The organism is Pseudescherichia sp., from assembly GCF_031987975.1.
GTDB lineage: Bacteria > Pseudomonadota > Gammaproteobacteria > Enterobacterales > Enterobacteriaceae > Pseudescherichia.
Genome location: NZ_DALZYX010000009.1, coordinates 17706 through 31390, shown reverse-complemented (window position 1 = coordinate 31390; position 13685 = coordinate 17706). Strand labels below are relative to the sequence as shown.

15 protein-coding genes are annotated in these 13685 nt (G+C 57.6%); 7 read left to right on the top strand and 8 right to left on the bottom strand.

Going from position 1 to position 13685, the window contains the following annotated elements:
• The first annotated feature begins 164 nt into the window (after positions 1 to 164).
• Together RTN40_RS16505 and RTN40_RS16500 are read left to right on the top strand one after the other, a co-directional pair.
• Positions 165 to 1232, top strand: coding sequence for an HlyD family secretion protein (locus RTN40_RS16505; protein ID WP_312229420.1), 1068 nt, complete (start codon positions 165 to 167; stop codon positions 1230 to 1232).
• On the top strand, positions 1222 to 2292 hold the full coding sequence (locus RTN40_RS16500; protein WP_312229419.1) for a DUF2955 domain-containing protein: 1071 nt from the start codon (positions 1222 to 1224) through the stop codon (positions 2290 to 2292). Before RTN40_RS16505 ends, RTN40_RS16500 begins: the two co-directional genes overlap by 11 nt.
• Here RTN40_RS16500 and RTN40_RS16495 read toward each other — a convergent pair whose 3' ends face one another.
• Both RTN40_RS16495 and RTN40_RS16490 read right to left on the bottom strand, forming a co-directional pair.
• The gene (locus RTN40_RS16495) at positions 2293 to 3564 is read right to left on the bottom strand and encodes a DUF445 domain-containing protein (RefSeq protein WP_312229418.1); all 1272 of its coding nucleotides are present in this window, start codon (positions 3562 to 3564) and stop codon (positions 2293 to 2295) included.
• A 41-nt stretch (positions 3565 to 3605) separates the two neighbouring features.
• The gene (locus RTN40_RS16490) at positions 3606 to 4127 is read right to left on the bottom strand and encodes a VOC family protein (protein ID WP_312229417.1); all 522 of its coding nucleotides are present in this window, start codon (positions 4125 to 4127) and stop codon (positions 3606 to 3608) included.
• A 223-nt stretch (positions 4128 to 4350) separates the two neighbouring features.
• On the opposite strand from RTN40_RS16490, the gene RTN40_RS16485 reads away from it, so the two are divergent.
• Positions 4351 to 5721: an NAD-dependent succinate-semialdehyde dehydrogenase gene (locus tag RTN40_RS16485; protein ID WP_312229416.1), complete on the top strand. Its 1371-nt coding sequence runs from the start codon at positions 4351 to 4353 to the stop codon at positions 5719 to 5721.
• Positions 5722 to 5751: 30 nt separating this feature from the next.
• Here RTN40_RS16485 and RTN40_RS16480 read toward each other — a convergent pair whose 3' ends face one another.
• Positions 5752 to 7164, bottom strand: a complete 1413-nt coding sequence (locus RTN40_RS16480) for a PLP-dependent aminotransferase family protein (RefSeq protein ID WP_312229415.1) — start codon at positions 7162 to 7164, stop codon at positions 5752 to 5754.
• A 177-nt stretch (positions 7165 to 7341) separates the two neighbouring features.
• Between RTN40_RS16480 and RTN40_RS16475 the strand changes: the two genes are divergently transcribed.
• The gene (locus RTN40_RS16475) at positions 7342 to 7506 is read left to right on the top strand and encodes a DUF1127 domain-containing protein (RefSeq protein ID WP_312229414.1); all 165 of its coding nucleotides are present in this window, start codon (positions 7342 to 7344) and stop codon (positions 7504 to 7506) included.
• 25 nt (positions 7507 to 7531) lie between these two features.
• Here RTN40_RS16475 and RTN40_RS16470 read toward each other — a convergent pair whose 3' ends face one another.
• On the bottom strand, positions 7532 to 8428 hold the full coding sequence (locus RTN40_RS16470) for a LysR family transcriptional regulator (protein ID WP_312229413.1): 897 nt from the start codon (positions 8426 to 8428) through the stop codon (positions 7532 to 7534).
• Between the two features lie 316 nt (positions 8429 to 8744).
• Here RTN40_RS16470 and RTN40_RS16465 point away from each other — a divergent pair, with 316 nt between their 5' ends.
• Genes RTN40_RS16465 through RTN40_RS16455 form a run of 3 tightly spaced genes read left to right on the top strand, consistent with a single transcriptional unit; the run spans position 8745 to position 11034 of the window.
• On the top strand, positions 8745 to 9428 hold the full coding sequence (locus tag RTN40_RS16465; protein WP_312229412.1) for a nucleoside recognition domain-containing protein: 684 nt from the start codon (positions 8745 to 8747) through the stop codon (positions 9426 to 9428).
• On the top strand, positions 9421 to 9888 hold the full coding sequence (locus RTN40_RS16460) for a YjiG family protein (RefSeq protein ID WP_312229411.1): 468 nt from the start codon (positions 9421 to 9423) through the stop codon (positions 9886 to 9888). Before RTN40_RS16465 ends, RTN40_RS16460 begins: the two co-directional genes overlap by 8 nt.
• A gap of 42 nt (positions 9889 to 9930) precedes the next feature.
• A complete protein-coding gene (locus RTN40_RS16455; RefSeq protein ID WP_312229410.1) occupies positions 9931 to 11034 on the top strand; it encodes a M20 peptidase aminoacylase family protein in 1104 nt (367 codons plus the stop codon).
• A 37-nt stretch (positions 11035 to 11071) separates the two neighbouring features.
• Here RTN40_RS16455 and RTN40_RS16450 read toward each other — a convergent pair whose 3' ends face one another.
• From RTN40_RS16450 to RTN40_RS16435, 4 genes are read right to left on the bottom strand one after another with little or no spacing between them, the layout of a single operon-like run.
• Complete coding sequence (locus RTN40_RS16450; protein ID WP_312229409.1) at positions 11072 to 11719, bottom strand: LysE family translocator; 648 nt, start codon at positions 11717 to 11719, stop codon at positions 11072 to 11074.
• Between the two features lie 48 nt (positions 11720 to 11767).
• On the bottom strand, positions 11768 to 12514 hold the full coding sequence (locus RTN40_RS16445; RefSeq protein ID WP_312229408.1) for an AraC family transcriptional regulator: 747 nt from the start codon (positions 12512 to 12514) through the stop codon (positions 11768 to 11770).
• Positions 12511 to 13470, bottom strand: a complete 960-nt coding sequence (gene yjiA, locus RTN40_RS16440; protein ID WP_312229407.1) for a GTPase — start codon at positions 13468 to 13470, stop codon at positions 12511 to 12513. Before yjiA ends, RTN40_RS16445 begins: the two co-directional genes overlap by 4 nt.
• A gap of 8 nt (positions 13471 to 13478) precedes the next feature.
• Complete coding sequence (locus RTN40_RS16435) at positions 13479 to 13673, bottom strand: YbdD/YjiX family protein (protein WP_042388298.1); 195 nt, start codon at positions 13671 to 13673, stop codon at positions 13479 to 13481.
• Positions 13674 to 13685: the final 12 nt, after the last annotated feature.

Here is a 13685-nt window from a genome sequence, read left to right as displayed (position 1 = left end):
CTGACAGTAGCCGCAGCCTTTCGCATTCCATGCTCTTTACCTGTTCATTTCTTGATAGTTCCCCTGAGAAGCATTAGCTTACCCCGCTTTTGTTAACAGACGCCGCTGGCACGCCTGCCTGCGACGCTGCATCGCCTGCACTAACACCGTAAGACATAATAATCATGATGACGCCTGAACAAAAATTCGCCCGCTGGGTAAGGGTCAGTATTGCCTCTTTCCTGCTGATGTTTATCTATTTTATCGTTGCGGATATCTGGATCCCGCTAACGCCGGACTCCACCGTGATGCGCGTGGTCTCACCCGTTTCCGCCCGCGTTTCGGGCTATGTTGCCCAGGTCTATGTGCACAATAATAGCCAGGTGAAGAAGGGCGATCTGCTGTTTGAGCTGGATCGTACGCCGTTTATCAACCGCGTCGAGGCGGCGCAGATCGCGCTGCGGCAGGCGCATCTGACCAACCAGCAGCTGGATGCGCAGATCGCCGCCTCGCAGGCGAGCCTGACCAGCGCCCAGCTTACCGCCCACAACGACAAAGCCACCTTCGATCGCTATCAGCGCCTGAGCACCACCCAAAACGTCTCCCAGCAGGATCTCGATAAGGTCCGCACCGCGTGGCAGTCCAGCGAGCAGTCGGTCAGCAACCTACAGGCAAACATCCGTGCACTGAACATTCAGCGCGGGGACCGGGACGATAGCCGAAACGTCACCCTGCAGAAGTATCAGAACGCGCTGGAAGAGGCGCAGCTTAATCTCGGCTGGACGCAAATCCGTGCCGAAGCCGACGGCACCATCAGTAACCTGCAGCTTAGCCCCGGCTGGTACGCCTCTGCTGGATCGGCAGCGCTGGCGCTGGTGAGTAACAACACCGATATCGTGGCCGACTTCCGTGAGAAGAGCCTGCGCCACACGAAACCGGGAACGGATGCGGCGGTGGTCTTTGACGCGCTGCCGGGCCAGGTGTTCCACGCCCGGGTTACCTCCCGCGATGCCGGGATCCTGGCGGGCCAGGAGGCGGTAAACGGCGAGCTATCCCAGCCGGAGACCTCTAACCGCTGGGTGCGCGATGCCCAGCGAATGCGCATTCACGTGGTGCTGGACGAACCGCTGGCGCAGCCGCTGCCAACCGGGGCGCGCGCCACCGTTCAGCTCTATAACAGCGAAGGCCCGTTTGCTCATTTCTTCTCGGGCCTGCAAATCCATCTGGTTAGCCTGCTGCATTATGTCTATTAGTACGCTGGCTCGCGTTTTCTCGCCTCACGACAAGGTCGTCTACTCGGCTAACGATTTCCGCCAGACGCTGCGCATTGCCCTGGCGGGGACGCTGGCCTTGAGTATTTCGAGCTTCTATAACGTCCAGTACGGCGTCTTTTTTGTGGTCTACCCGCTGATGCTCATGTCGCTGGTGCCGGTCTTTAACGGCCACGTGGCGAGGCAGTTTATCTTCAGTTCGGTCATCAACTGCATTGAAATGGTGCTGATCATCGGCTTTCTGTCGCAATGGCCGGTGATCATGACGCTGGTGGTTTTTGCTCTGTATGTGGTGCGCTTTCGCTTTATGAGCCAGGGGCCGCTGTTTCTCTTTGGCTCGATGGGCGTGGTATGCCAGAGCACGATGCTCAACTTTATGAGCTATCCCACCAACGACTGGCACGTGCTGTTCTTCTCGAATATTGAGGCCTGCGTGATGGCGGTCTGCCTGAGCGCCCTGCTGCACTACCTGATCCCGGACGTCGAGCCGCGTATGCGCCCGCCGGTTATCGAGAAAGACGCGGCCCGCGTTCGCCATGAGTCGCTGCTCTCCGGCACCGTGGCAACGGTGATCTTTATCGTTTTTCAGGTGTGTAACCTCAGCGACTCGCTGTCAGCGCTGATGGCGGGCGTGCTCAGCCTCTTCCCGATGAGCTACCGTGGCGCGGTGCTCAGCTCAATATGGCGAATCGCGGGCGTGGTGCTGGGCTGCTTCTATATTCTTCTGATCCAGCTGGTGCTCTACGATCACAGCAGCCATATGCTGCTGATGATGCCGCTGATCTGTCTCGGGCTAGGGATTGGTGCGCGGCTGCATACCATGGAGAAGGTAGGGGCGGGCGTGGGCTTCGCCAGCATCACCACCCTTGGGATCATGTTCGGCCAGAATATGCACCCTAATCAGGATCTGGTATTCAGCGATCTCTACCGTATCGTCTCGGTTACCGTGTCGCTGTTCATCACCCTGACGCTGGTGTTCCTGGTACATCTGCTGCTCAACCGCTTTGCGGCAACACGCTACGTGATACCGCCGCCGGCCTGATCAGCCGGCAAACAGCCCCGGCAGCTGCGACAGGAGCCATAGAATCAATCCAATGGTCCCGCCAACCAGCGTGCCGTTGACGCGGATAAACTGCAAATCTTTGCCGATGTTCAGCTCGATCTGCTGCGACATCTCTTTTGCATCCCAGCTCTTGACCGTATCGCTGATATGGCGGGTCAGGAACTGGGCAAACTCCGGGGCGACGCTGCGGGCGGCCTGCTCAAGGTGCTGATTAAACGAAGCGCGCAGGGCACTATCCGCCACCAGCGTCTCGCCAAACCACTGTCCCGCTTCGGCAATGCGCAGCTGCACTTTTGAGTTCTCACCCTCCATGTCGGCCTTCAGCCAGTTGCGCAGATCCCCCCACAGCTCGCCCAAATAGCGGTTAAAGGCTTCGTCCTCTTTCAGGTAGGTTTTGGTGCTCTCAGCGCGGGCGGCCATCTCCGGATCGTTCTTCAGCCGGTCGATAAGTTTCAGGGTCGCTTTGTCAAAGGCCTGACGGATCTGGTGGCCCTGATCGTGGCTGATGTCATCCAGCAGGGAGTTCACTGCGCTGGAGACCATCTCCGCGCTCTGCTCCCCCAGCCATTCAGTGGGCAGCAGCATCGCCTTACGGGGATGCTCGGTCTTCAACCAGCGCACAATGTGGTGGGCGATAAAGTCGCGGGTGCTCTGGCGCTGGATAAGCGTCAGCAACTGGGCGATCAGCGAGTCCAGCAGTACCTGGTGACGGTTGTTTTTGGTCAGGCTCTCCAGCACCATCGCGGTGGTGCCGGAGAGATCGACCTTATCGATCGCCTTGTGCACGGCGCGCTTGAGCAGGTTCTGAATGCGGGCATCATCGGTCAGATCGAGAAAGCCACTCATCACCTGCAACAGATGCTGACCCACGCGACGGGCGTTATCGGGTTGGCTGAACCAGGTACCGATCATTAGCGCCGGCTCATGGCGGCGGATCAGCGCAATCAGCGACTGGGTATCAAGAAACTTCTCCTGCACAAAGATGCCGAGATTGTCGCCGATCCGCTCCTGATTGCGGGGAATGATCGCCGTATGGCGGGAAATGAAGGGTAGCGGCACGCGGCGAAACAGCGCCACCACCGCAAACCAGTCGGCCAGTGCGCCCACCATTGCCGCTTCGGCTACCGCCTTCACTGCGCCTACCAGACGGGTGGGCGGCAGAAAAAGCGTGGTAACAAAGGTTGCCGCAGCGATCAGCAGCAGCGACAGGGCCAGGCGCTTGGCGCGTTTAAGTTCGGCTAATTTATCCATCTGTTCATCATAGATCCCTGACGATTAAATAGAAATCCGAATCAGGGTTTCCAGCGCCGCGAAGCGGTCTCTTTTTCATAAGGCATCGGCGAAGGACGAGAGATAAATTCAATGATGCCACCCCAGGGCGTGCTGCCGTAGCAGAACTGATTGCCGTCGCCGTACTCGGTGGGGAAGGTGAGCGGCTTAGGCTCGGTAAACATCTTCCCCCCGGCCTCTTCGAAGCGTTGCGTCGCCTGCTCAATGTTATCGGTGTAGACCGCAAAATGCTGTAAGCCATAGTCGCTGGCCCGTGGGGGGCGATCCTGATCCGGCCCCTGCATCTCAAAAAGCTCGATGCCCGGACCGTTGTGCAGCTTCAGCATCCTGACCGCTTTTACCTGAGTACCCGGGGCAAGGCGCAGCGTATGCTGCTGGGCGTCCTGGTCAATCTCCTGGCCGGGCGAGACGGACTCATAAAGCAGCTCCGCGCCCAGAGCCGCGCATAGAAAAGTGGTGGCCTGTTTGATGTCCGGAACGGTAATGCCGATATGGTCCATACCGCGAATGGTCTCTTCACTCATGGTCTCTCCCGATGCATAGTCGATGATGTGTAGTCAGTGGTTTTATCCATGCGTTTAAGCGTAGAAGGTGAACGCCGCATCGCGCAAATGCTGGGCTACTCTTCACTATTCCGATGATTCAGAACCGTCCGTTTATGCCGGATAATCCATGCATCATCACCTGTTTCAACTACCCTTATTAACCTTATCAGCATCTTTTACTGCTAACCAGGAGGTATTTGAGATGGCCTATCAGACAGTGAATCCATTTACAAATCAGCTTGTTAAAGAGTATCCGTCCCATAGTGACGCGGATGTCGAGGCGGCGCTGCAAAAAGCGGATACGCTATACCACTCCTCATGGTCGAAGGGCGATATTCAACAGCGTCTGCCCGTTCTGCTTAAGCTTGCCAATCTGCTGGAGGAGCGCAGCGAGGAGCTGGCGAAAATCGCCACCCAGGAGATGGGCAAACTGATTGAGCAGAGCCGTGGCGAAGTAAAACTGTGCGCCGACATTGCGCGCTATTACGCTGATAATGCTGATACTTTCCTTGCACCGGTAAAATACGTTTCCGATCTGGGCGACGCCTGGGTTGAGCATCACCCCATCGGTGTGCTGATGGCGGTAGAGCCGTGGAACTTCCCCTATTATCAGCTGATGCGCGTCCTGGCCCCGAACCTGGCCGCCGGTAACCCGATTATCGTTAAGCACGCCAGCATCGTGCCGCACTGTGCGGAAATCTTCGAGCAGCTGGTACGGGAAGCGGGCGCGCCAGAGGGGGCGTACACAAACCTGTTTATCTCTTCAGATCAGGTCTCCACTATTATTGCCGACGATCGCGTGCAGGGTGTGGCCCTGACCGGGTCTGAAACGGCGGGCAGCGCGGTTGCGGCGCAGGCGGCTAAAAAACTGAAGAAAGCGACTCTTGAGCTGGGCGGTAACGACGTCTTTGTGGTGCTGGACGACAGCGACCTGGAGAAAGCCGTTGAGGTGGGCGTCACTGCACGTCTGCAAAACGCCGGGCAGGTCTGTACTGCCGCGAAGCGCTTTATCGTGCAGGAGGCGGTTGCCGATAAGTTCCTGGAGAAATATACCGAAGCCTTCCGTCAGGTGAAGATTGGCGACCCGATGGATGAGTCCACCACTCTGGGGCCGCTGTCGTCAAAAGACGCGCTGGAGACCCTGACCAAACAGGTTGACGAGGCGGTGAAAAACGGTGCGAAGCTGCACCTTGGCGGTAAGCCCGTCGAGCGCGAGGGTAACTTCTTCGAGCCGACCATTCTGACCCACATTACCCGCGACAATCCAGCCTATTTCGAAGAGTTCTTCGGCCCGGTAGCGCAGATCTACGTGGTCAAAGATGATGACGACGTGGTAAAGCTGGCGAACGACTCAAACTACGGTCTGGGTGGCTCTATCTTTAGCCAGAATATCGAGCGGGCAAAAGCGCTGGCATCGCGGATTGAGACCGGTATGGTCTACATCAACTCCCTGACCGATACCGCGCCGGAGCTGCCGTTTGGCGGCGTCAAGCGCTCCGGCTTTGGTCGTGAGCTGTCGGATCTGGGGATCAAAGAGTTTGTGAACCAGAAGCTGGTGGTTGTGAGTAAATAAATGGTTGTCCCCCTCCTGCCAGGGAGGGGGCTATTCCATCGCCACTTTTACCGCATTGCCCAGCTTTTCCATCACCGCCTGATGCTTCTCGTTTGGCGGCAACGCACAGTTAATTCGCACGCAGTTGCGATACTTTCCTGACGCCGAAAACAGCGATCCCGGTGCAACCTGGATTTTCAGCCGGCACAGCTGTTGCGCCACGCAGACCATGTCGACCTGTTCGGGCAGCTCGACCCACAGCATGAATCCGCCTTTCGGTCGGGTGATGCAGATCCCTTCCGGAAAATACTCCCGTACCCAGCAGGAATAGATCGCCATATTGCTTTGGTAAAGATGGCGCATCCGCCTGATATGTCGGTGGTAATGCCCCTCTTTGATAAAGCTAGCCGCTGCCAGCTGAGTCACTGGTACATTGCTACCCAGCACGGCGTACTTCATCTGCAAAAAGCGATCGTGGTAGCGGCCGGGCACAATCCAGCCAACGCGCAGGCCCGGCGCAACGGTTTTGGTAAACGAGCTGCACAGCATGACCCGACCATCGATATCCCAGGAGTGGATCGTGCGTGGGCGCGGGTAGTCCGTTGCCAGTTCGCCATAGACATCGTCTTCAAAAATCACGATGTCATGGCTCTGGGCAAGGGCAAGAAGTGCGCGTTTGCGCGCGTCCGGCATAATAAACCCGAGAGGGTTATTGCAGTTCGGTACGGTAATAATCCCCTTAATCGGCCACTGGGCAAGGGCCAGCTCCAGCGCCTCCACGCTTATACCCGTTTCCGAATCGGTGGGGATCTCGATGACCTTTAAACCCAGGCTGCGCAGAAGCTGCATGGTGCCGTAATAGGTGGGAGACTCAATGGCGACGATATCGCCAGGTTGGCATACGGTTAAGAGTGCAAGCGACAGCCCACTCTGGCTGCCGCTGGTGACGATAATATCCTCCGCGCTCACCACCGAGCCGCCGTCTAACATCAAACGGGCGATCTGCTCCCGCAGCTCCTGACGCCCGGTCAGAGAGTCATAGCCAAGAACCTCGTCGAGATTATGCTGCACCAGGCGTTTAAGCTCGCGCCAGAGCGGTTGCAGGCTGGGCTGCTGGATATCGGGCGCGCCGCTGCTGAAGGGAATGATCTCTTTATCCCTGTGACCTTTCAACATGTCGATCACCTGATCCCACTGGGTGATCTCCACCGGGCGCTGTACCGGCCGCGACATAGGCGGTACCGGTGGCTGAACCTTGCGCGGCGCAACAAAGTAGCCGGATCGCGGCTGCGGGGTAATAAGCTGCCGCGTTTCGAGGGTCTGGTAGGCCTGTTGAACGGTGCTGATACTCACCCCGTGCTCCTGACTCAGGCTACGTACCGACGGGAGTTTTTCTCCATGACGATACAGGCCTTGCTCAATACGCTCGGCTAAGAGATCCGCCAGAAGTTGGTAACGTGGCATGCTGTATCCTTATTTCTAGCCATACAGATTATAAAAGCAGTACAGATCCGCACAGATGGCGCTGTTCAGATACCGTTTTAGCGCATCTGTATGGAAAACAAAATCGTTTTTTGAATCTGTATTGTTTATGCCTCTCTCGCTAAAAATAGTGCTTCAGTCAACGCGAGGAGGTAGAGAATGGAATTTCATGAAAACAGAGCAAAACGGCCCTTTATCGGCTTTGTCCTGCTCTGGCGAGCTATCAAAAAATGGCATCTCCGCAGGCAAGCGCAGCGTACCCTACAAAAAATGAGTAACGAGCAGCTAAAAGATATCGGCCTGCGGCGGGGAGAGGTGGAGTAAGCGGAGCTAAAACGGTGCATCGACTTCACTTGTCGCTAAAGGCATCCCGCAGCAGTCGCCACATATGGTGCGCCGCCGGGGTAAATCGACGATCCGAATTACGCAGCAGGTGACACTGGGCGCTGCTGGCGATGGGGTGATCGAGAGGCACCGCTTTCAGCAAGCCCTGGCTTATCAGCCCGGCGGCGGCGTATTCGGTCATAAATGAGATCCCCAGCCCCGCCTGGCTTAGGCTCATGGCGGTGGAGAAGAGGTTGCAGCGGTAGGCCGGGTGGAACTGCAGCCCCTCGCTTTTGAACATCGCGTTCATATGGCGCTGAAGACCGAAGTTCTCTGTCAAGGCGATCAGCCGGTATTCGGTCAGCTCCTGAATCGTTATAGAGGTACGTGTAGCAATAGGATGAGCGGGAGAGACGACTGCGCAGATTGGTCCCCACTGAAAGCTATGGCGCTTCAGCTCCGGCGTGCCGATAGGGCCGAACGCCAGCGCCATATCGGCGTCGCCGCTGGCAATCTCGTTGAGCATCTCCTGCATGCTGCCGACGGTGATATCCACAAACACGTGCGGATAAGAGCGCGCAAAGCTGCACATCACCTCGTCAATAAAGGTTGTGATCAACCCGCCGCCAATCTTTACCGAGACGCTGCCGCCGCGCATATGGCGCAGATCCTTCAGGTGGCTCTCCAGCTTCTCCCGTCGCTGACGGCTCTCGAAGTAGTCTGCCGCCAGCAGGCGTCCCGCCTCGGTCAGCACCACCGAACGCCCGCGCCGCTCAAGCAGGGGGAGCTGGAGCGCACGTTCCAGCTGGGCTATCTGGCGGCTGACGACGGAGGGGTTGATGCCTAGCATATCTGCCGCCCGACGGATGCCGCCCTGAATGCTCACCTCGTAGAGATAGCCTACCTGCCGTTCATGAAACATTGCGTCTGGCTCCTGTTTGTTGACCTGAGAGCAACAATAACATTCATCACCAGGCATTTATAATCCCCAATGTTTATAGATAATCGAATTTCAGGATATTTTTAGCTGTAAAGAAATTCAGAAAATATACGCACCATAAAAAGACAGATGCACCGGATTGGTGCCCTGCATAGGTGAGAGAAGTTAATTTACTTATCTCTTAACCGTCACCATTAAAATAAATTATTTTTTCGCTGCCGATTATTGAGGCATGGTTTCTGTTTAATTGTAAACGCACAGAAAATTAAACCTGTTTTTTGTTATGGGAGGGGGAGTGATGAGCGAATCAAAAACGCTGGAGCGTCCAGCAGAGGAAGAAGCAAATGAGTGGCATGTCGGGCCTGGAGCCTGGATCGCTCTGATTATTGTTCTGCTGGTCTTTTCCGGCTTCTTTTTTAAAGTCGAGGGGATGGCGTGGCTGGGGGCGTTTGACTTCACTACACTCGGCGGGGCATTCGGCACCATGAAGTCGCCGGAGACTAACACCTTCATCGGCAGCGGCGGCATCAGCGCTAAAGCGGGCTTCCTCTTCGCTCTGTCGCTGGTGCCGACGGTAATGCTGGCACTCGGGCTGCTGGAAATCTTCACCCACTACGGCGCGATCCGCGCGGCCCATAAGCTGCTGACGCCGCTGCTGCGTCCGTTGCTCGGCATTCCTGGCTATACCGGCCTGGCGCTGATCACCGATCTTCAGAGTACCGATGCGGGGGCAGCACTCACCAAAGAGCTGTACGACAGCAATAAAATTAGCCGAAAGGACGTGGTGATTATGGGCGCGTGGCAATATTCCGGTGCCGGCCTGATCAATAATTATTTCTCTATTGGTTCGGCGATGTTCGCCTCGCTCACCATCCCTATAATTATTCCGCTGGTATTAATGTTTGTCCTGAAATTTGTCGGTGCCGCCGTGGTTCGTCTGGCATTAAATACGCTGTATAAGAAGGATTTCACCCATGAGTAATCACGCTAAAGTCTCCGGCAACCCGTTTGATATATTCGTGGTTGGCGCACGCAAAGGGTTTAATATCGCCATCAATAATTTGATGCCGAACGTGCTGATGGCCTACGTCATTGCTGAGATGCTCAACCTGCTGGGGGTAATGCAGATTATCGGCAAGGTTTGCGCGCCGCTGATGGGGCTGTTTGGCCTGCCGGGAGAGGCGATCACCGTGCTGCTGACGGCCTGGCTCTCCTCCTCGGCGGGAACCGGCGTGGCGGTGAGCCTGCTGACCAAAGGCACGCTGGATATCACGGCGATCACCATTCTGGCTCCGGCCATCTTTTTAATGGGCTCTCAGCTACAGTACATGGGACGCCTGCTCGGCGTCGCTGACGTGCCGAAGAAATACTGGCCGCTGCTGATGGGCGTCAGCATTCTCAACGCCGTTATTGCCATGCTGGTAATGCGCGTTATTGCCTGAAAAAACCAATAATTCATCTGCCTGGCAGTCAAGGAGTCAGCCGTGTCGCAAACCTTAGAGCACTTTAACTATCTGCATCATATTCCCGAGCTGGGTTTTGAGGAGTTCAAAACCTCGGCCTATATCGCCGATAAGCTGGAGGCCGCAGGGTTCCAGGTAACCCGCAATATTAACGGCACCACCGGCATTGTTGCCGTACTGGAGAGCGGCCTTCCGGGGCCGGTACTGGCCCTGCGCGCCGATATGGACGCCCTCGGGCATATCATCGATGGGCAGCATGTTGCACGCCACACCTGCGGTCACGATGGCCACTCTTCGGTGGTGTTAACCACCGCCCAGGAGATCCTTGCCGAAGGCGGCATTAAGCAGGGGAAGCTGAAGATCCTCTTCCAGCCTGCGGAAGAGCTGGGCACTGGCGCGATCGCCATGACCGAAGGCGGCGCGATCGACGATGTGGATATGCTGCTCGGCTTCCACCTGCGCCCGCTGGAGGAGTGTCCGATGGGGCAGGCGGTTCCGGCCATGTACTACTCTGCATCCGCCACGGTGGAAGCGGTTTTCCACGGCAAGGCGGCCCATGGTGCCCGTCCGCACCTGGGGGTCAACGCCCTCGACGCCGGGGCGCATGCGGTGCAGGCGGTTAACGGCATTCACCTGTCGCCGTCCCTTACGTGGAGCGCGAAAGCGACCCGCTTCCTCTGCGACGCGGGGGTGACTAACTCGATCCCTTCCGAGGCGACGGTGGTCTGGGATCTACGATCGGCAGAGAACGAAGGGATGACGGATCTCAAGGCGCGCGTGCTGCGGGCAGTTGAGAGCAGCGCCCAGGCCTACGGCGCGAGCGTTGATATCCGTATTCTGAAAGAGATGCCAGCGGCGATTATTGACGAGGACGCCACCGGCGTGATCGCCAGCGCCATTCGCGAGGTGCTTGGCGACGCCGGGTTAACCGAGCCGAAAAGCACGCCGGGCAGCGAAGATTTCTTCCACTACCTGCGCCTGCGCCCGCAGATCAAAGGCGGCTTCTGGGGGCTGGGAGCCAACCTGACGCCAGGCCTGCACCACCCGGAGATGCACTTCGACCGGGACGCGCTGGCCCTCGGCGTGAAGGTCTTTAAGTCCTGCGTACGACGCGTGCTGGGGTAGCCCGCTGTTAAACTGCCCGGCGGACCACCTGCCGGGCCTATGCCAGGGCAAAAAACCATACTGCCAAAATCCATAATCCAAACCCCATCAGCACTGCGCCGGCGATCCGCTCGATAATCACTACCGCGGTCGAGAGGCGTCTTTGCACCGGCGACAAACCGATTAGCATCACTACCAGCAGATCCCATACCAGTACCACGCTCACCATCCAGATACCGCTTATCGACTGCTGGAGCAGGGTGACGTTAGCCCCCAGCAGCGAGGTCATTAGCGCCAGGTAGAACAGGGCATTTTTTGGGTTAAGCAACGCCGAAGCCAGGCCCATCAGCAGCTGCTTTACCAACGACGGGCGGCCACTATCGACCCCCTGTAGCGCCAGGTTGCCCGGTCTGCTGCGAATAAGATGGCTGCCGATCCACAGCAGGTATGCCGCGCCCGCCAGTTCGATAATTGAAAACAGCACCGGCGAGCGCCGCAGCTCGCTCCAGCCAATAATCGCCAGCGCAATATAGACGGCGTTGCCTGCGGCGATCCCGATGCAGAGACCCATGCTGCCGCGCAGGCGGTAGCGGATGGCGTAGCCCGTCAGTAAAAAGAAGTCTGGGCCGGGGCTAAGCAGAGCGACAAAGTGCGATAGCGCCAGCATGGCAAACGCGGCGGGAAACAGGGTGTGTAGTAGATCCATAGCGACCTCAGAAAAGAAAACTGAGGCCATCCTACGGCGCACGAGACGTTAATTATTGTCGGATATTGATCGGCCCGTGGCGTACTGGCGCGGCGTGGCGGCGGTGTAGCTAACAAAGGTTCTATGGAAGTGACTCTGGTCGGCAAAGCCGCTCTGGTAGCCGACGTCGGCGAGATCCGCCCCTGCACGCAGGCGCATTTTGGCAAACTCAATGCGGGCGTTGTTCAGAAAGGTAACGGGCGTCAGGCCGGTATCCTGTTTAAAGGTGCGGATCAGCGTCTCTTTGCGTAGCGAAAACCGGTGGGCCAGCGCATCCAGCGAAGGCGGGGCCACCAGGTTTTCAAGGAACGTTTCCTGGAGCTGCTGGCTGGTAGGGCGCAGCGTAACAGACTGCACTGACCCTGCGGGAAGCGCGGCTAGCAGCGTCTCGACGACGTGAGGAGAGAGATCTTCAATGGCTTGCAGATAGTGACGAAACAGAGATTCGCTCCGCACAATCTGGGGCGCGGGCTGAAAATCCGTTTCAATGTAGAGCATATGGTAACTGCGAGGCTGCCCGTCCACCGGATTGCAGCTGTGCGGGGCATGCGCGGGAATGATGATCAGATCTCCCGGCGAGAGCAGATACGTTTCGCCATTACAGACGCAGCGGGTTTGCCCCTCGACGATAGCACCGATCGACAGCTGGGCGTGGCTGTGCGTTTTATATGCCTGGCGGCTCTGCCAGGTGGAGCGCAGCTCCACCCAGGGCAGCAGCGGCGAGCGCCAGAAGGTCTGCGGGATATCGCGAGTCACCGGGTTTTCAGCTCCGCAAACGCCGCCCGGATCTCATCCTCCGGCAGCTGAACGCCGATAAACACCAGCGTGCTGTGCGGCGGCTCGTCGCCCCAGGGGCGATCCCAGTCGGCGCTGTAGAGACGCTGCACGCCCTGAAACAGCAGGCGGTTCGGTTCGCCGTCGATCCACAGCATTCCCTTATAGCGCAGCAGCCTCTCGGCAAAGCTGAGCAGCAGGTTCTCCATCACCCGGGAGACCGCGCCAATCTCTACCGGGTAGTCCAGCTCCACCACAATCGACGAGATATCGTTCTGCTTGTCCGCCATAAAGTGGAAGCGCGGCTTCGCAGGCACCACGTTCTCCTCCAGCATAAAGCCGTTGGTGTCAAACAGCAGCGCCAGGTCGATGTCGCCGTGGGTCACGGTGTAGATCGGCGCGCGGGCGTTGATGCGCTGGAGCCTCTCGCGCAGGGCCTCGGCGCTGCCCGCCACATCGGTTTTGGTCAGCAGAATGCGGTCGGCGTAGCCCACCTGCGACTGGGCGAGGGTGAACTGGTTCATCTGCCCGTCGGCATGCACTGCATCCACCAGGGCAATAACGCCGTCCAGCAGGTAGCGCTGGCAGAGGATCTCGTGGGAGAAGAAGGTTTGAATAATCGGGCCGGGATCGGCCATGCCGGTGCACTCGATCACCAGCCGGTCAAAGGCGATATCGCCCCGGTCGAGGCCGTCGAGCAGATCCAGCAGGGCGCTCTCCAGCTCGTTGGAGCGGGAGCAGCAGATGCAGCCGTTGGTCAGGGTTTTGATCTGCGTAGCGCGATCGCCAATCAGCTGGTCATCGACGGAGACTTCGCCAAACTCGTTCTCAATGACCGCAATTTTGTAGCCGTGCTGCTCGTTGAGGATGTGGCGCAGCAGGGTGGTTTTGCCCGCGCCAAGAAAACCGGTAAGAAGCGTTACTGCAATGGGTGTCATAGTGTCTCCTAACAGCAGCTGCTTCCGCCGCTGCCATAGCGTGCTTCCTGTCGCTCGCGGAAGAACTCGTTATAGGTCATGTAAGGCTTGTCCGGATGATTGGTCTTCATATGCTCGACATAATTATCGTAGTCAGGAATACCAATCAGCATTTTCGCGGCCTGGCCGAGATACTTTTTTGCTTCGCCTAAGTTACCAAACATAATGCCATCCAG